Annotated in this window: 18 protein-coding genes and 1 tRNA gene; 5 read left to right on the top strand and 14 right to left on the bottom strand. The window is 45.5% G+C overall.

Translation table 11 applies throughout. The features are described 5' to 3' along the window. Window positions 1-161: 161 nt before the first annotated feature. The 3 genes from AC6R05_RS03825 to AC6R05_RS03815 all read right to left on the bottom strand — a co-directional run bounded on the left by AC6R05_RS03825 (window position 162) and on the right by AC6R05_RS03815 (window position 2,493). A complete protein-coding gene (locus tag AC6R05_RS03825; RefSeq protein WP_331440849.1) occupies window positions 162-749 on the bottom strand; it encodes an ECF-type sigma factor in 588 nt (195 codons plus the stop codon). A gap of 6 nt (window positions 750-755) precedes the next feature. Beyond that, complete coding sequence (locus tag AC6R05_RS03820; protein WP_500646618.1) at window positions 756-2,189, bottom strand: serine/threonine protein kinase; 1,434 nt, start codon at window positions 2,187-2,189, stop codon at window positions 756-758. A gap of 227 nt (window positions 2,190-2,416) precedes the next feature. After that, a tRNA-Arg gene (locus tag AC6R05_RS03815) sits at window positions 2,417-2,493 on the bottom strand. Between the two features lie 210 nt (window positions 2,494-2,703). Here AC6R05_RS03815 and folD point away from each other — a divergent pair. Then, the gene (folD, locus tag AC6R05_RS03810) at window positions 2,704-3,564 is read left to right on the top strand and encodes a bifunctional methylenetetrahydrofolate dehydrogenase/methenyltetrahydrofolate cyclohydrolase FolD (protein WP_032551891.1); all 861 of its coding nucleotides are present in this window, start codon (window positions 2,704-2,706) and stop codon (window positions 3,562-3,564) included. Window positions 3,565-3,670: 106 nt separating this feature from the next. On the opposite strand, the gene AC6R05_RS03805 is transcribed toward folD, so the two are convergent. The 4 genes from AC6R05_RS03805 to AC6R05_RS03790 all read right to left on the bottom strand — a co-directional run bounded on the left by AC6R05_RS03805 (window position 3,671) and on the right by AC6R05_RS03790 (window position 7,490). Continuing rightward, window positions 3,671-4,870, bottom strand: coding sequence for a NupC/NupG family nucleoside CNT transporter (locus tag AC6R05_RS03805; RefSeq protein ID WP_500646617.1), 1,200 nt, complete (start codon window positions 4,868-4,870; stop codon window positions 3,671-3,673). Window positions 4,871-5,076: 206 nt separating this feature from the next. After that, the gene (locus tag AC6R05_RS03800) at window positions 5,077-5,997 is read right to left on the bottom strand and encodes a LysR family transcriptional regulator (RefSeq protein ID WP_500646646.1); all 921 of its coding nucleotides are present in this window, start codon (window positions 5,995-5,997) and stop codon (window positions 5,077-5,079) included. 177 nt (window positions 5,998-6,174) lie between these two features. Then, entirely contained in the window at window positions 6,175-7,167 is a 993-nt protein-coding gene (locus AC6R05_RS03795; protein WP_500646616.1) for a lytic murein transglycosylase, read from the bottom strand. Window positions 7,168-7,199: 32 nt separating this feature from the next. Next, window positions 7,200-7,490, bottom strand: a complete 291-nt coding sequence (locus tag AC6R05_RS03790) for a YcgL domain-containing protein (protein WP_032551887.1) — start codon at window positions 7,488-7,490, stop codon at window positions 7,200-7,202. A gap of 221 nt (window positions 7,491-7,711) precedes the next feature. Between AC6R05_RS03790 and minC the strand changes: the two genes are divergently transcribed. From minC to AC6R05_RS03770, 4 genes are all read left to right on the top strand, one after another. Then, window positions 7,712-8,374: a septum site-determining protein MinC gene (gene minC, locus AC6R05_RS03785; RefSeq protein ID WP_032551886.1), complete on the top strand. Its 663-nt coding sequence runs from the start codon at window positions 7,712-7,714 to the stop codon at window positions 8,372-8,374. 20 nt (window positions 8,375-8,394) lie between these two features. Further along, window positions 8,395-9,207, top strand: a complete 813-nt coding sequence (gene minD / locus AC6R05_RS03780; protein ID WP_032551885.1) for a septum site-determining protein MinD — start codon at window positions 8,395-8,397, stop codon at window positions 9,205-9,207. A gap of 6 nt (window positions 9,208-9,213) precedes the next feature. Next, entirely contained in the window at window positions 9,214-9,477 is a 264-nt protein-coding gene (minE, locus tag AC6R05_RS03775) for a cell division topological specificity factor MinE (RefSeq protein ID WP_032551884.1), read from the top strand. A gap of 191 nt (window positions 9,478-9,668) precedes the next feature. Next, complete coding sequence (locus tag AC6R05_RS03770) at window positions 9,669-10,088, top strand: YMGG-like glycine zipper-containing protein (protein WP_150869046.1); 420 nt, start codon at window positions 9,669-9,671, stop codon at window positions 10,086-10,088. 66 nt (window positions 10,089-10,154) lie between these two features. On the opposite strand, the gene rnd is transcribed toward AC6R05_RS03770, so the two are convergent. The 7 genes from rnd to yoaA all read right to left on the bottom strand — a co-directional run bounded on the left by rnd (window position 10,155) and on the right by yoaA (window position 17,861). After that, complete coding sequence (rnd, locus tag AC6R05_RS03765) at window positions 10,155-11,273, bottom strand: ribonuclease D (protein ID WP_500646615.1); 1,119 nt, start codon at window positions 11,271-11,273, stop codon at window positions 10,155-10,157. Window positions 11,274-11,386: 113 nt separating this feature from the next. Beyond that, window positions 11,387-13,081: a long-chain-fatty-acid--CoA ligase FadD gene (gene fadD / locus AC6R05_RS03760; RefSeq protein WP_500646614.1), complete on the bottom strand. Its 1,695-nt coding sequence runs from the start codon at window positions 13,079-13,081 to the stop codon at window positions 11,387-11,389. Between the two features lie 106 nt (window positions 13,082-13,187). Beyond that, complete coding sequence (locus AC6R05_RS03755) at window positions 13,188-14,039, bottom strand: alpha/beta fold hydrolase (protein WP_500646613.1); 852 nt, start codon at window positions 14,037-14,039, stop codon at window positions 13,188-13,190. 62 nt (window positions 14,040-14,101) lie between these two features. After that, complete coding sequence (locus AC6R05_RS03750; protein ID WP_285468317.1) at window positions 14,102-14,662, bottom strand: Slp family lipoprotein; 561 nt, start codon at window positions 14,660-14,662, stop codon at window positions 14,102-14,104. A gap of 37 nt (window positions 14,663-14,699) precedes the next feature. Further along, a complete protein-coding gene (locus AC6R05_RS03745; RefSeq protein ID WP_150869051.1) occupies window positions 14,700-15,005 on the bottom strand; it encodes a chromosome partitioning protein ParA in 306 nt (101 codons plus the stop codon). Between the two features lie 181 nt (window positions 15,006-15,186). Further along, window positions 15,187-15,888 (bottom strand): tRNA (adenosine(37)-N6)-threonylcarbamoyltransferase complex dimerization subunit type 1 TsaB, encoded by a 702-nt coding sequence (gene tsaB, locus AC6R05_RS03740; RefSeq protein WP_285468316.1) that lies wholly within the window; start codon window positions 15,886-15,888, stop codon window positions 15,187-15,189. A 53-nt stretch (window positions 15,889-15,941) separates the two neighbouring features. Further along, window positions 15,942-17,861: a DNA repair helicase YoaA gene (yoaA, locus tag AC6R05_RS03735; RefSeq protein WP_032551875.1), complete on the bottom strand. Its 1,920-nt coding sequence runs from the start codon at window positions 17,859-17,861 to the stop codon at window positions 15,942-15,944. Window positions 17,862-18,045: the final 184 nt, after the last annotated feature.

Here is an 18,045-nt window from a genome sequence, read left to right as displayed (position 1 = left end):
GCCTTTTATTGTTTGAGCCATGACTGAGTGTTGAGAATCAGTGGCATCAAGTCGGCGTTATTTTTAGGGAGATCACTCACCACAAACAAGACACAGGGAACAACAGAAAAACCGTAAAATTTTTTATGAATTTATTAATAAAATTAGACACTTCACAAAGATCATGCGGCAAGCCTGCTGTGAAGCCAACTCTTAGCAAATTTAAGATCTTTTTCCACCAAGCTGGAGCTGCACTCTAGAAGCTGGCAGATCTCGGTATGCCTGAGCCCAATGTAATACTTTAGCTTTAAGACATTAGATTGGCGTGGATAATAATTGGTAAACTCAACCAAAGATTGTTCTAGCGCGATCCTGCGCTCTAAAGGCAGGCCTTCAATTGACAAGGCTTTTTCTATGACAAGGGATTGATCAGGTTGACGCTTATCCGCTTGTGCTGCCCATGCTTGGTTGATAAGAATATGCTGCATTGCTTTGGCAGCCATCAAATAAAAATCTCGAGTTTTTTCGATGGTTCCTTTATCCAAGACTGACACCTTCAAATACGACTCGTGAATCAGAGCGGTAGTATTGGTTGATTCTTTGTTTAGGCTAGCACCCGACTTTTGACGACGCTGTTGAGCCAACTCTTTTAGCCTACGGTAGGCAAAACGAAATATCTGCTCTTCAGACTTTTTACAACCCACCTGCCATTGTGAAATCAGCTCCGTGAGATGATCGCTATCGACCCTAACCTCTTTGGTTACAGTCATTGCGTGTTACCCCACGGACTCATTGAAAGTGACAACCTCATCGGTTGGATGAATCTCATCATGCTCTTGGTCTCCTTCAGACTGCATAAGCTGTATATTCAATGGATAAATGATGTTGTATTCGATGTCATCAGCAGTGCTGCTACTGACGACTTGCACTGAAGAATTCAAATCTCCCCGCCTTTGTGGCCAGAATGAACGTGAGGGAGTATCCAACACGAGCTTGCGTTGGTTTTCTCGGTTCTCAATTACCGCTTCCCAATCTGTTAAATTGTTGTTCAGGGGATAAACACTGGCCGTCACGTCATTGAGCATTTCTTCCAATGTCAGCTTTTGACGATTGAGATCTTGAGTCGCGGTCGACAACGCCATAATGATAGCCATCATGCTCAGCACTAGAGCAGTACTACACAGAGTAAACACTGGATAACGAATCATTGATTTCTTTATCACTTCAACGCTTACTTTGGACTCTTGGCTTAAAGGGAAAAAGCAGCGAACATTTTCGATATCTTGCGCAAGATCTTTGGCTCTGGCATATCTGCGGCTAGGGGAGGAATGAGTCGCTAAAGCCACGACCTTAGTGATATCGCCTCTCGGCTGAGCTCGGAGGATATCCAAATACAGAATCCGACCTAAGGCGTACACATCCGTTCGCTTGTCTATCGCATCGTTATCAAGCTGCTCTGGGCTTGCGTAGTTTCGCGTGAGTGCCAACACATTTTGGGTGATTAATTCCCTATCCCCAGTGCTCAGCCTTTGTACTTTTTGAGCAATATTAAAGTCGATGATTTTCGGTACACCATCACGACAAACCAGTATGTTTTCGGGCTTAAGATCCCCATGAATAACCTGATGTTGATGAGCATGCTCGACAGCCAAGCAAATATCTCGAAACAGCATCAATTTCTGCTCGAAACTCAACGAGTGTGAGCTTAAGTAGTCGCGTAAGTTCAACCCATCGACAAACTCCATCACGATATAGATCGCTCCGTCATAAATACCTGCGTCGTAGACTTTGGCAATATTGGAGTGACTGACATTAGCAAGGAGCTGTGCCTCTGAAAAGAGTGCCTCTTGACCTAGCAGTCCTAAGATCTCGGGATGGAAAAATTTGATTGCGTACTGGTGATGAAACAGTGAATCGTGGCGAACAGCATAATAAACCGCCGCAAATCCTCCTCTACCTAGCTCATGACCGATAACATAGCGATCAACGCGAAGGTTTTCATAACAAATGGTAGATTCATTAGCTGTCGATAGATGCACTTCCAATGCTTCAATCGCTAAGTCATTGTTGGCGTGTTTCAATAATTCATCGACATTACGGGCAAGTTGAGGCGAGTTTTGACGAACATCCGAGAGTATAAGATCGCGTTCGCTGGCGTTCTTATCAATCAATCGATAGAAGAGTTGAGTACTACTGAGGTTAAAATCCATTTTAAGTGTCAGTTATTATAGCCACTGGTTTTATATCCCAGAACTTTTAACCCTATCAATTAAAGGGAAATAACTTGATACAGTTTGTAGACTCTTGAAATGAATTTCTAAAAGTTCCATCAAGCAAAAAAATAACAGAGTGACGAGCAACTAAGTCACAAATATAATTAAGCCGGAAATGCAAAAAACCCGACAACTCAAAGAGCTATCGGGTTTCTTAAAATAAATGGCACGCCCTGTAGGATTCGAACCTACGACCACATCCTTAGAAGGGACGTGCTCTATCCAGCTGAGCTAAGGGCGCGCTACAGGAAAGAATTATACGAATTCGAATCAGTAAAGCAACGGCTTTATCTAACATTCTGATCTAAGTGAGTAAAAAAAGGGCAAAGGCATTATAAGTGTTGAAAATTAGACCAAAGCAAACGTTTGCTTGATGGAAATCAAAAACGTTTTCTGGAATAATGCGCCAAAACATCAGCCACTAACTTGAATATCAATACTAAGGAAATTCATGACTGCTCAAAATATTGATGGAAAGCTAATATCTCAAACCGTTCGCTCTGAAGTTGCTGCACGTGTAAAAGCGCGTACTGAAGCAGGCTTACGAGCGCCAGGCCTAGCGGTAGTTTTAGTGGGTGAAGACCCAGCTTCTCAAGTTTATGTGGGGAGCAAGCGCAAAGCGTGTGAAGAAGTCGGCTTTGTATCAAAGTCTTTTGACTTACCTGCAACGGCAACCGAAGAAGAGCTACTTACTCTTGTTGACCAATTGAACGAAGATCCAGAGATTGATGGCATTCTTGTTCAGCTACCTCTTCCTGCCGGTATCGATAGCACACACGTACTAGAGCGTATTACGCCAGAAAAGGACGTTGATGGTTTCCACCCATACAATGTCGGTCGTCTTGCACAGCGTATCCCTAAGCTACGTTCTTGTACGCCAAAAGGTATCATCACTCTGCTTGACCGCTACAATATCGATCTGCGTGGTAAGCACGCGGTTGTTGTTGGCGCATCAAACATCGTTGGTCGTCCTATGACTCTAGAACTGCTTCTAGCGGGTTGTACAACGACAACTTGTCACCGTTTCACTAAAGACCTAGAAGGCCACGTACGTCAAGCTGACGTTGTTGTGGTTGCTGTAGGTAAGCCTAACTTCATCCCAGGTGCGTGGATCAAGAAGGGTGCAGTTGTGGTCGATGTTGGTATCAACCGCCTAGAGTCAGGCAAATTGGTGGGTGACGTGGAATACGATGTTGCAAAAGAGAGTGCAAGCTTCATTACTCCAGTTCCTGGTGGTGTTGGTCCGATGACGGTTGCAAGCCTTATCGAGAACACAATGATCGCTTGTGAGCAGTTCCACTCTAACAAGTAACCACTGCCTCAAATAGCTATTATCTCATGTAGCCATTGCTTCAAATAATGAAAAGCCGCGATAATCCGTCGCGGCTTTTTTATTGGCTATTCACTTATGGCAAAGGCTATAGCGACAGCGCTACACCTGCAATCGAAGCACTCATCAAGTTCGCTAGTACGCCTGCACAAATCGCGCGGAAGCCGTACTTAGAGATGAACGAACGACGCTCTGGAACTAGGCTACCCAAACCACCTATTAGAATCGCCATAGTTGAGATATTCGCAAAGCCACACAGTGCAAAGGTTACGATAGCTTGAGAGTGTTCGCTCAGTACTTCCTTCGCTTCCATTAGCTGGATGAAGGCAACAAACTCATTCACAATAATCTTGTTACCGATCAGTGAGCCCGCAACAACCGCTTCGTTCCATGGCACACCAATCAGCCATGCAACGGGTGCAAACACATAACCTAGGATAAGCTCGAAGCTTAGGTCCACACCGAACCAACCACCAACTGCACCTAGCATGCCGTTCAGCATTGCAATCACGCTGACAAAAGCAAGAAGTGTTGCACCCACTGCGACTGCAATACGAAGTCCAGACATAGCCCCATCTGCCATTGCCTCAACTACGTTCGTTGCTCGTGGAATTTCTACATCTGACTCAATGCTCTCTTGAGTCTCATTAGCACTGCCCGGTACCAAGATTTTTGCCATCAATAAACCTGCAGGCGCAGACATAAATGCCGCAGCAATTAGGTAGTTCAGATCCACGCCTAGAGACGCATAACCAACTAGCGTGCCGCCTGCTACCGATGCCAAACCACAAGTCATTACCGCAAACAGCTGAGAATCGGTCATGTGCTTCAGGTAAGGCTTAACCACTAATGGTGCCTCAATCATGCCAACGAAGATGTTCGCCGTAGCAGAAAGAGATTCCGCACGGCCTGTACCTAACAGCTTCTGCAATGCGCCGCCAATTAGGTTGATCACTTTTGGCATGAAACCGATGTGGTACAAACCTGAAATCAGAGCTGAAAAGAAAATGATGATACCGAGAACATTAATCGCGAATACGAAACCACTATTGGTTAGGCCACCAAATAGGAAGCCGATGCCCTCTTGGCCGTAATTGATTAAGCTCGAAACGGCTCCCGTCACGCCATTAAGCACGTCTTTACCCATAGGTACGTACAACACAAGCAGTGCAAAAGAGACCTGAAGTAAGAAAGCAAGAGACACCGTTCTTAGCTGAATATTTTTTCTGTCCGTAGATAGTAACCAAGCGATTACTAGAAGAGTAATGATTCCAATTAGGGATGCCATATGCGTCAAACCTGAAAAGTTGTAGTAGGAAAGGCGACGCATTGTATAGAGGAAACCGTTTGCGGCAAGCAGTGGTTGTTACATGGATGTTGGCTTAACTGTCCATTTAAGCACCAAATATATAACTCATTGAATTAATTAAAACTTTATTGATTATTTTTAATACTTTTTCCATATGGAAATTATATTTTCAAAAACAGCGACAGTTAGCGGTGTAATTCAACGCAAGTTTTCAGATTTTTATCCCAATACGTCGGAGAACCAATGTGCTGTTTCAGGAACTCAATCACCGTGGATAGCTTCTTTGGCATGTTCTTGCGGCTTGGATAGACAGCAAAAAATGGCATGATCTGACTGGCTTTCCACTCAGGTAATACCTGAATTAGCTGACCACTGCGAAACTCCTCTTTAACAAGATAAGTCGCAAGATAGGCAATTCCCCAACCTGCCACAGCTGCGTCTCTTACCGCCTCTGCTAGATCGACAGAGTAATCACCACTAACGGTGACACATAAACTTTCTTGTCCGTTATCGAACGCCCAAGAGGTGTAATCACGCTCACGGCTACGATAGATAAGACAGTTATGTTCGCTCAGGTCCGAAGGACAACTCGGTGTACCCGCTTTGATCAAATAATCCGGTGATGCCGCGACGACAAACTGGCTGTCTGCTAATCGCTGAGCAATGTAGCCTTCCGGCAACTCTTCATTGTTGGTGATCCAAAGATCCAAGCGTTCTTCGATCATATCCACTTTGTAATCGAACAAGTGAATCTCAACTTTGAGCTGTGGATAGAGCTGACGTAACTGATCAATAGCAGGAATCACATGCAAAGTACCGAACGATTGTGAGATACCGACGCGTAACTTACCGGAAACATCATCACGTTGGCTCTCCATATCCATTTGTGCAGCCTTGAGCGTGCCAAATAGCTGTTCACAGTGCTGATAAAACACTTCACCCGCTTCGGTCAACGTGAGGCTGCGCGTCGTACGCTGAACCAGCTTAATCCCAATGTTGTCTTCCAACAGTGCGATCTGCTTACTGATGTGCGATACCGATACATTTAAGCTCTTTGCTGCACTGGTAAAACCGCCATGCTTAATCAAGGCGTGGAAGATCACCATTTGTGCCGCTCTGTCTGTTAACACTCCGCCTACCCTCTATCTATCTTAAAAACAGCCTATCTAAAATAAGCCATTAATCTGGAACACTATTTACTAAAAAACAAAAGGACTCCGAAGAGTCCTTTTTAATCTGTTGGCTTACGCCGCTTTGCCTTGGTTGCTTTCTTTAAACTTAAGTTATTTAAACTTAATTCGATCAGCGAGGTGACTCACTGCCAGTGCAAAGTAGTACGAACGATTCCACTTCATCAGTACATTGTAGTTATTGTAAACCAAGTAAGAGCGCCCGGTTTGGTCATCCGGCATGATCAACCAAGCTTTAATATCTTCATCAAGCTTAGGCAGTGGGCTACCATCAAAGCGCGTAATACCCAGCTTTGACCACTCTTGAAGGTACTTACCTTTCTCTTCCGAGCGGCCCTGCATATCTAGCGAGATATTCGCCGGCACTTTTACCTGTCTGCCCCATGTGTACTTATCATCCCAACCAGACTGGCTCAGATAATTCGCCGCAGAAGCAAAAACATCAGCTTCGGTATTCCAGATGTCTTTCTTACCGTCACCATTACCATCCGCAGCATAAGCTAGGAATGAACTTGGCATAAACTGAGGTTGCCCCATCGCTCCAGCCCACGACCCTTTCATATCCTGAGGTTTAATATGCCCCTCTTCAAGAATGGTCAGTGCTGCCATCGCTTCTTTGGTAAAGAACGCCTCGCGACGACCTTCGTAAGCCATTGTAGTTAGCGCGTCAATCACACGATAATTGCCAGTAAAAGTACCAAAGTTACTCTCAACGCCCCACAATGCGACGATAAAGCGAGGTTGAACACCATACTCATCACCGATGCGTTTCAGCTCAGTATGGTGCTTATCATAAAGCGACTGCGCTTGCTTAACCTTCCAAGCAGGAACTGCTCTTGGGATGTACTCGTCGAGCGTCAGTTTTTTCTCTGGCTGATTTTTATCAGCCTTCACTGCACGCGGTTTAAACGTCACGCCATCAAAGGCTTGGTCGATGATCGATTGAGAGATGCCTTGCTCTGAGCCCTGCTGTTTTAGCTTTTCAACAAACTGCTCAAAGCTCAACTCGTTAGCGTGTAACGGAGCCACTGCACTGCCGACCAACAACGCCGACACGGTAATTAGGGTTTGCGATAATTTACTCAACGATCATTCCTCCCTGAATAAGGTGAGTAAGACTACTCTTCATCTTGAGTGTTTTGTTGAGCCTTACGCTCCTTATACAACTCAAGTTCATTCACTGGTGGTGGCGGCAATTGTAAAAAGAAGCCGTCGGTTTCTAGAGACTCACGAACTTTATCGATGTTCACTTGCGCCAATTTACGGCCATCCATTTTGATGACCATTACGAAGCTAGGTTTACCAAACATTTCCATCAATGCGTCAGGAACTTGTGAAAAATCATCCTTTTTAGGGATATAAAGGTATGTTCCTTCTTTTTTTGAGCTTTTATATATAGAACACAGCATGACAAACCTTTTCTAAATGTTTATGACTACAAAACTCTCACATGCGAGATCAATAGTTTATGTTGGTGAAATATTGGGAACAAAACGTCCATTTGACAACAAGATCACTTGCTGTGCTTGGTCTGGGAATATAACATGATAAGCCTAGTTTCAGGCAATGCCCTTTATCGTAAAGATGAAAGAAATTGTAGCCAACCGTTATTGAGGTCCTGTAGTTTTCGATGTCTAGTAACCCAGATTTAAAAGGTAGCAGCTTTACGCTATCTGTCTTGCACTTATCCGATGATAACGTCGAAAATGCAGCGTCATTCCTTCAAGAAAAAGTCGACCAAGCACCAAACTTTTTTGCTGCAGCTCCTGTGGTAATTAACATCAGTCAAGTTGCTGGTGATATCGACTTCCTTCAACTTAAAAACGGCATCTCTCAAGCAGGTATGATCCCTGTCGGCGTAACGGGTTGTTCCGATAAGCGCATGCAAAACCTAGCAAAAGAAGCAGGCTTTGCTGTAATGACGGCGAGCAAGTCCCCTTCACAGGCTCCGGCTAAGATGGCGCCCACAAAAGTGGTAAGAACTCCGATTCGTTCTGGACAACAGGTCTATGCTAAAGATGGTGACCTATTAATTTTGAGTCACGTGAGTGCTGGGGCGGAAGTGATTGCGGATGGCAGTATTCATATTCATGGCACATTACGCGGCCGCGCAATTGCAGGCGCAAGCGGTCAAACTGAAGCAAAGATTATCTGTAACGATTTACAAGCCGAGCTGGTTTCCATTGCAGGCAACTACTGGCTCAGCGATCAAATTGAAAGCGAGTACTGGCAGAAGAAGACCATGTTCAGCATGGACAACGACGTACTACGTGTTGACGTACTCGCACTATAAAGAAATAAAAGGAAAAAATAATGGCACGCATTATCGTTGTAACGTCAGGTAAAGGCGGTGTTGGTAAAACTACCTCCAGTGCAGCTATTGCCTCAGGTTTAGCTTTGAAAGGAAAGAAAACAGCGGTTATCGACTTTGATATTGGTCTGCGTAACCTCGATCTTATCATGGGCTGTGAGCGTCGTGTCGTTTACGATTTCGTTAACGTTATCAATGGTGAAGCAACTCTGAACCAAGCGATGATCAAAGACAAGCGCACAGACAATCTATACATTCTTCCAGCCTCTCAAACTCGTGATAAAGATGCACTAACCAAAGACGGTGTTCGTCGTGTATTTGATGAGCTAGACGAAATGGGCTTCGACTTCATCATCTGTGACTCTCCAGCAGGTATTGAGCAAGGCGCTTTGATGGCACTCTACTTTGCAGATGAAGCTATTGTGACGACTAACCCAGAGGTGTCTTCAGTTCGAGATTCAGACCGTATTCTAGGCATCTTAGATTCTAAGTCACGTCGTGCTGAAGACGGCCTAGAGCCAGTGAAAACTCACCTACTGCTAACACGCTACAATCCTGCGCGTGTAACCCAAGGCGAAATGCTAAGCGTAGAAGATGTAGAAGAGATCCTTCACATCTCGCTATTGGGCGTAATCCCGGAGAGCCAAGCAGTACTGAACGCATCAAACAAGGGTGTACCAGTAATCTTTGACGAAGCAACTGACGCAGGTATGGCTTACAGTGATACTGTAGACCGTCTACTCGGCAGCCAAGTGGACTTCCGCTTCCTAACGGAAGAGAAGAAAGGCATCTTCAAACGACTATTCGGGGGCTAAGCAACTATGTCATTACTAGAGTTTTTTAGACCACAGAAGAAAACCACAGCTAACCTAGCCAAAGAACGCTTGCAGATCATCGTGGCAGAACGTCGCAGCCATGACGACCCTGCACCTTCGTACCTGCCGCAACTAAAAGAAGACATCTTGAAGTGTATTGCCAAGTACGTTGAAGTAGATCCTTCAATGGTCGACCTATCATTCGAGCACAAAGACGATGATATCTCTGTTCTTGAATTGAACGTCAAACTGCCAGAAGACGACAAGTAATTTCGTCGAAATTCTAGATCCCTAAAACGGCTCACTTGCTTTCAAGTGGGCCGTTTTTATATCTCAAGACAATCCATACATATGTCAAACCATAACCACTGGTTATTATTTCTATAAAGAGTCAGCATTATCCAAGCCTGATTGTTTTTTGTACTCTGAATAGGTTCCCTACAGACAGAAAGAGTACAACTATGACTTACCTAAACAACACATTAAAAGCCATCATAATTACCTCTGTATTGGTTGTTACTGGATGTAGTTCCCCTGCAATGGACAAAGACAATGAAAATGCCGCTAGAAATCGCGGTGCCGCAGGAGGTGCTTTGATGGGGGCAACATTAGGTGCGCTTACTGGTGAACCAGGGCTAGCAGTGAAAGGCGCTGTAGCGGGTGGTGTTACAGGAGGTGTCGCTGGTTCAATGAAAGACCTTGATGACTCTCGCCAGAGTGAAAACACTCAGGTTCTGGCGGATGGTCACTCACAAGATAATCGCAGTGACGCAGAGAAACGCGTTGCCGAGCTCGAAGCTGAACTAAGAATCATGGAACTGGAACAGCAACTGGCTGAAGCTAAAGAGAAAGAAACGTCCACAAGCGACGACAAATCGTAATGACAAAAAAGGGGTAAAACGATTGTGTTTTACCCCTTTATATCTATCTGCGAATCAGAAAACTGGCTACTTAATCAGCTTATTCAATTTCTCACCTGCAATTTCTAGTCGCCAGCCTTGCATTACATCAGGCAATTTTTCTGGGTTGCGATCGTGTTTCCAAACCCAACTCAAGACTTGATTAAGCTGTTTTTTAGAAGCGATAAACTCAGTCGCCAAACCACTATGTTGAGATGCTTTCTTCACTTCATCTTTTAGGACTTTAAACATCTGCTTATAACCAGGGAAGTCCATCAAGCGTTCAACAAGCGCTGGGTACTCCTCTTCTGGAGTGTGCTCTGCCAATTTCACGATAGAGCTGATTTTCGCACCGTGGCGACGCACTGAACGGAAATCAAAACCTTCCTCTTCCATGCGCTTTGGATTTTTAATAGCAAAACGAGCTACCGCCCAAAGGTCTTGCTCTTTGAAAATGAAGTTAAGCGCTAGATCACGCTTAATTGCTTCTTTTAATCGCCAAGTTGCCAAAGGCTTCAAGATAGCCAGTTGCTTAGGTTTTAGCTGCCAAGCACCTTTAATGTCTAGATAAGCGTTCTCTGGCTCAATTGAGCGAATACGCTTGCTGACTTGCAAATCAGACTCTTGCTGCGCGGCATCCCACCAGCCAGCTTCCATCACTTTCTCTAGCAACTTGTTATACATTGGCAGCAAGTAGTAAACGTCTGCTGCGGCGTAATCCAACTGCTTTTGTGATAATGGGCGCGCTAACCAATCGGTGCGTGATTCACTCTTATCCAGGTCAATACCAACGAATTCAGATACCAGTGCAGCAAACCCCGTCGATAAACCGTGCCCTAAGAAAGCGGCCATGATTTGCGTGTCCACCATTGGTGTTGGCGTACAACCAAATGCATTCTGGAATACTTCCAGATCTTCACCGCAAGCATGTAACACCTTCAGTACTGAAGCGTCTTTTAGCAGCGATACGAACGGGGTCATCTCATCCAATGCGATTGGGTCAATCAAAGACAGAGTTTCACCATCAAATAATTGAATCAAACCTAACTGCGGGTAGTAAGTTCTGGTACGGACAAACTCGGTATCAAGCATCACAACATCGGCTTCACGGGCTTGCTGACATACACGTTCAAGGTCTTTCAATTGGGTAATGATTTGATAGTTCACAAAAACTCTCACTGATTTAATTATTCCGCCGGATACAAAAATGCCGACATTCACTGTCGGCATTCTATCACTAATTTACATTAACCGCTTAGATTAAGCGGTAAGACCATCAGTTATGCACTTGCACGTTTAGCAAGCTCGGCATCGTTCTCTTCGCGCAGTACGCGACGCAAGATCTTACCTACGTTGGTCTTCGGTAGATCATCGCGGAACTCAACCAGTTTTGGCACTTTGTAGCCTGTTAGGTGCTCACGACAGTGCGCAATCACATCTTCTTTCGTCAGGCTTGGGTCACGCTTAACCACGTAAACCTTCACAAGCTCACCAGAAACTTCGTGTGGTTGGCCAATTGCCGCAACTTCCAGTACCTTACCGTGCAGAGCTACAACATCTTCGATTTCGTTAGGGTAAACGTTGAAGCCAGATACCAGAATCATATCTTTCTTACGGTCAACGATGTGTAGTAGACCTTCATCATCGAACTTAACGATATCACCAGTCGACAACCAACCATCATGGTCGATCACTTCCTTGGTCGCTTCAGGACGCTGCCAGTAGCCTTGCATCACTTGAGGGCCACGTACTTGCAGCTCACCCACTTGATCATTCGCAACAACATTGCCTTCGTCATCAATGATGCGAACATCTGTCGACGGCACAGGTAAGCCAATAGCGCCCGTGTAATCTTTAAGATCGTAAGGGTTACCCGTAACCAGTGGAGAACACTCGGTTAGACCATAGCCTTCCAGTAGGTGAATACCTGTTACCTTCTTCCATTGTTCAGCAACAGCGCGTTGCACTGCCATACCACCACCCACAGATAGGCGTAGGTTGCTGAAGTCCAGTTCATGGAAATCTTCATTGTTCACAAGCGCATTAAAGAGTGTGTTTACACCGGTAATCGCCGTGAATGGGACTTTCTGTAGCTCTTTGATGAAGCTCGGGATATCACGAGGGTTAGTAATAAGCAGGTTGCGACCACCCATTTCTACAAACAGTAAGCAGTTCACTGTCAGTGCGAATACGTGGTAAAGAGGTAGTGCCGTTACCACTAGCTCACGACCTTCATTCAATACAGGGCCGTACGCTCCTTTCGCTTGAAGAACGTTCGCGATCATATTGCGATGCGTCAGGATTGCGCCTTTCGCGACACCCGTAGTGCCACCTGTGTACTGCAGGAACGCGATGTCATCACCAGACATGAATGGTTTTACGTATTGTAGGCGGCGACCTTTATGCAGTGCCTTGCGGAATGAGATTGCGCCCGGAAGATCGTACTTAGGAACCATGCCTTTTACGTACTTCACTACGAAATCGACAATCGTACCCTTCGCACGCGGTAACATCTGACCAAGGCTAGTCAGTACTACGTGCTTAACAGGAGTATTATCGACCACTTTCTCAAGCGTACTCGCAAAGTTCGAAACGATAACAATCGCTTTTGCGCCCGAATCGTTTAGCTGATGCTCAAGTTCACGTGGGGTGTACAGAGGGTTTACGTTAACTGCAATCATACCAGCACGAAGTACACCAAATAGTGCAATTGGGTATTGCAGTAGGTTTGGCATCATTAGAGCGACGCGATCGCCCTTTTTCAGCTTCAGATCATTTTGTAGGTAAGCGGCGAAAGCACGGCTACGCTCTTCGAGCTTACGGAATGTCATGACCGAGCCCATGTTTTCGAATGCAGGTTGATCAGCGTACTTCTGTACAGACTGCTCAAACATCTCAACTAAAGATTGGTACTGATCTGGGTCGATCTGCTCTGGTACGTCACTTGGATAACGTGAAAGCCAAGGTTTATCCACGATGTTACTCCTCGTTTATCAGCTGACGACTGTTTCGCCGCTATTTATCATGGCGATATTACAGCACAGCTTTAGTGCATGAGCACTAAAAGGCTCAAACACTTGTTTAAATTTTGTTAACTACACCAAGAATTAGCTCAGAAACTGACTCTGGGTTCTCTAAATGACAATGGTGTCCACCTGAAATCATCTTAATAATTGGGGGATTTTGAGTGGATTTGTAGCGATTATGCTGTAAATCCTTAAATCCTTCATTTCCCAAGATTATCAATTGAGGGCATTCTATAGCCTCATTTATCGCATCCGCGTGTGACTGAGACATGCGATAAACAGAATCACACTTCAATTTTGGGTCACTACGCCACTGCCAAACGCCCTCAAATTGCGCAATGCCTCGAACAACAACGGGAGCGATCAAATCTGGTGCAATTTGATTAGCATGAGATCTCAGTTTAATGGCGTCCTCTAGGCTAGCTAATGGACGTGAAGGCTTTCTTCGCTGTCGTTGACGACTGAGTACCCCATCTCGCAAACGAGAGACTGTTGCTTGGGGAGCTTCGGAAAGAGGTCCGTGACCTTCAATTTGGATTAATCCAGACACCATTTCAGGAAAGGCGGCACTATAGCAACTTGCGATCAATGCACCAAGCGAATGTCCTACTAGTACCAGTCTGTTTGGCGATAATTTACCCATCAACTGATGTAAATCATCGATATAGTCATGAAAAGGGTAATAACTGCCGGCTTTATGCGAGGAGTGTCCGTGTCCAAACAGGTCTATCGCCACCAAATGGTAGTGGTTTGACTGAGTGTGTATGGTCTGCATTAGAGAGGTAAAACTGGCCGAGTTATCGAGCCAGCCATGAACAAAAACGACCGTCAAAGCGGCCGTTTCTGGGTTTCCGAGCTCTTGGCACACCATAGTGCCACTCGGGAGTGAATAGGATTTTTCAATCATCCGTTGTGATCATTCCTTAATCTTGTCTATTCAAACGGGATGTAAAAGCAATAGCTCAATGACTATTCTAAGTCTTGTACCACTCGGCCTTGTCTTGGCATGGTGTGGAAACTACGACAATGTAGGCTGCGACACGAGTAGTACGTCGGAGCAAAGTCATTCACAATCACACGCTCTGTGATTTGCCATAGGCGCTGATTATCAGCGTTCATCACTGGGAATGTATATGGGAACTCACCAATTTTGCCATCTTCTGAGCCTGCCGATTGACCCACAAATGTCACCAAACGACCTTCCGCAAAGCTTAGAGGTTCTACGTAACCATCTACATAAGCCACGAAGCGACCACTTGGCTCCGCATCGAGATCGGGTTTACCGCTGCTAGAGATCGGCATATTCACCACTTCAACGCGTGATTTATCTTTGAGGTTAGTGACTTTAGCTATCACACCGCCCAGACGGACATCCTTAGCATCAGGGAGTTGATTTACCCACTCTTGGTAATCGGTAATTACTGGTTCTGAAGAGGCTTCCAGTTCAGTAGGTAAGGATGAACACCCAACCAATAATACTGAGAATAACCCGAGGGCGAAAAGGCGTAACTTTGCAGGGGAAATCGACATGGTTCTAACCCTTAAAATAGAAGATAAATTGATGTTTTTATATATAAATATCGACACCGATGAGTCTTGTAAGTTCCTCTTTTTTCGCCTGGTTCATAACATCCATATACTCTTCCATCGCTTTTCGTCCACGTCCTTCAGGGAGGTCGTACTGAACTTGAGCTCGATGAATATCTGATTCTTGAACATGACGAATAGAGTGCGAGACAGCATTGGCTACCTTAGTGGGCTGCCCCACAGAGGTCTTTGCATCGGTTTTCTTTACCTGATTCTTCTTGTTGGTGCGATTGGCTTTAGATGTATTGCCTATCGAAGAAGGAGGTAAACCATTAATTGATACCATTCACTCAATCTCTGCCTCGGTATGACTCTAAATATGTACTATCTAGAGTCATGGGTTATCAGAACCTTGTAAAAGTTATGACGTTTTTGTTTGTTCCTGACTAGGGCGCTTCTTTACGGCCAAGGAACTGTTCTCGACCAAGAAGCTATTTTCAACCTAGAAGCTATTCACGATCTAGAAGTTATTCGCGACCTGGAAGCTTTTTCCACGCCACCTTATCACGCAAATACACAGGCTCAGACTCTTCTACTGGAACCGCTTTACCCGCCGCAAATGCAAACTGAGCGATAAACGCCATGTCTTGCGCCTCTGGGTAAAGAACGTCACTTGGCTTCGTAGTTAATGATAGCGTATCCATGTGCTCAGCGTACGCAGCCCAACCTGTACCAACTTTTGCCCAAGTGTTTTGGTCTGCTTCAATTTGGTTCACTAGCTCTTGTGGCGGGATAACGCACTCTTCATCAGTCAAAGACCAACGACCGTCTTGTTCACGACTGTAACGAGCCCAGTAAACTTCACTCATACGAGCATCAATGGCACTTGCAACATGTGTATCACCAAACTGGCGGTAACTCGATTGCGCCATGGCTTCCAGTGTCGATACACCAATCATTGGCAGATCAGCACCAAACGCTAGACCTTGTGCGATGCCGATGCCAATGCGTACACCAGTGAAGCTACCTGGACCTTGACCAAATGCAATCGCATCGAGCTCAGCTAAGGTCAATCCCGCTTCTTTCAGTACTTCATCAACCATAGGCAGTACTTTCTTGGTATGGTCACGTGGTGCTACTTCACTGCGGGCGAACACTTGCTCTCCCACCATCAATGCTACTGAACAGTTTTCCGTTGCTGTATCTACTGCAAGAATTTTTGCGCTCATTTATGTCTCAAATATTCGTTATCTAAATCTAAAAACAGTGGCCAAAGCGTCACTTATGACTTGTTCGCTTCGGCTAGAAACTCTTTAATTACCCCTAAATCTCGGGTTCGTGGAATAGGAGGTAAACTCCCCAGGAAAATGCCGCCATAATCCCGAGTCACTAAACGATTATCGCAAATGATCAGTGCGCCACTGTCGCTCTTATCTCGAATTAATCGCCCGACACCTTGCTTAAGGGTGATCACCGCATCAGGCAGTTGAACCTGAGCAAATGGATCGCCTCCTTTAAGCTTACAATCTTCGATCCGCGCTTTGAGCAAGGGATCATCCGGTGCCGTAAAGGGTAATTTATCGATGATAACACAGCTTAACGCGTCGCCCCTAACATCTATCCCCTCCCAGAATGCGCCCGTTGCCACCAGCAATGCGTTACCTAACTCCATAAATTCAGCCAAGGTTTTCTGTTTGCTGGTTTCACCCTGTAGCAGCACTGGAACGCTCAATGTTTCTCGAAAGCGCTCACCCAGCTCTCTCATCATGCTGTGAGAGGTACAAAGGAAGAAACACCGCCCTTGGTTCTGCTCAATCACAGGGGCAAGCATGCGAACTAGTTTATCCGCTAGTCCCGGGCTGTTAGGTTCAGGCAAGTAGCGAGGCACGCATAAACGCGCTTGTTTCGGGTAATCAAACGGGCTTGGTAAAGAGAACTGCTGGCTCGGTTTTAAGCCAAGACGAGAGGTAAAGTGGTCAAAGTCATCCGATACCGCGAGCGTTGCCGACGTAAAGATCCATGCTCCTGGTTTGAGCTCAATCTGTTCATGAAACTTATCCGCCACAGACAGCGGTGTAATATGCAGGGCAAAATGACGTGGCGTGGTGTCATACCAATACGAGTAACCAGTAATTGAAACATCGCAAACGCGCTCAATGCGAGCCTTAATCAAAGTGGCACGCTCAAACGCGGTGTCCAATAATTGACTGCGCCCAAGAGCCAGCTTAAGAACATCAACGGCCAACTGCAGAGCGTCTTGCATTCGCACCAATTCACGAGCAATCGACTCAGACTTCAATGCTTCACGCCAGTTCCCACGAAACCCTGTATCACCCAGTACAATTCTGAGGTCAGCGGCAGACTGAACCAACCTATCTCCGACTTTTTGTAGCTGGCGCATATCTTTGGCTTCGGTGCGATAGCCAATCTCAATGTCTTTCGCGAGTTCATGTATCTGGCGGCTCGACACCGATTGACCGAAGTACTCACTGGCAATGTCGGGCAGTTGATGCGCTTCATCGAAGATAAAGACATCTGCATCGGGAATTAGCTCACCAAAGCCAGTTTCTCTGATCGCCAAATCCGCCAAGAATAGATGGTGGTTCACCACAACCACATCCGAATCCATCGCTTTTTTACGCGCTTTAAGCACAAAACAGTCCGTATAACTTGGACACTCTTTACCTAAACAATTGTCGTTAGTAGAGGTAATTGTCGGGATAATTGGGCTATCTTCGGCGATATCATCACAGTCACCAAGATCGCCAGTTTGCGTCGATGACGACCAGCTGCGCACCTTAACTAACTGTGCAAGCAACGTTGGGTCAGTGTGTGTGCCGTGGCTCTCAACCATCTGACGACTGAGTCTATCCAAGCACAAATAGTTAGAACGCCCTTTTAGCAGTGCCACTTGTCCATAAAAGCCGAGCGCGTCGGTCATTAGCGGAAGGTCGCGATGGAAAAGCTGCTCTTGAAGGTTTTTGGAACCCGTACTTATGATGGTTTTCTTACCACTCAGTAGAGCGGGAACTAAGTAAGCAAAAGTTTTACCTGTACCAGTCCCAGCCTCAACCACCAACTGGCTTGAATCTTTGATTGCATTAGAAACCGCTTCGGCCATATCAAGCTGAGCTTGTCGAGGCTGAAAACCGGGAATTGCTTTACCTAGCGCACCATCAGCAGAAAACGTTTTGGATATCATAATTTACGAACTTGGAGAAAACCGTGTACAGGTTAAGGAATCTGACCGTGAAGTATGGCAGGTTTGAGGAGCCAGTGCGAATCAAGACTGCATCAGTATGATAGAAATATTAAGCATATGAATAAGAAGTAAAAATAAACAATCTAAATGGGTTTGCAGTGGGATATTTATTAAAACAATCTTT

Source organism: Vibrio sp. R11-SG3-ISO9 (assembly GCF_059834255.1).
This window is presented reverse-complemented; position numbering and strand designations above follow the sequence as displayed.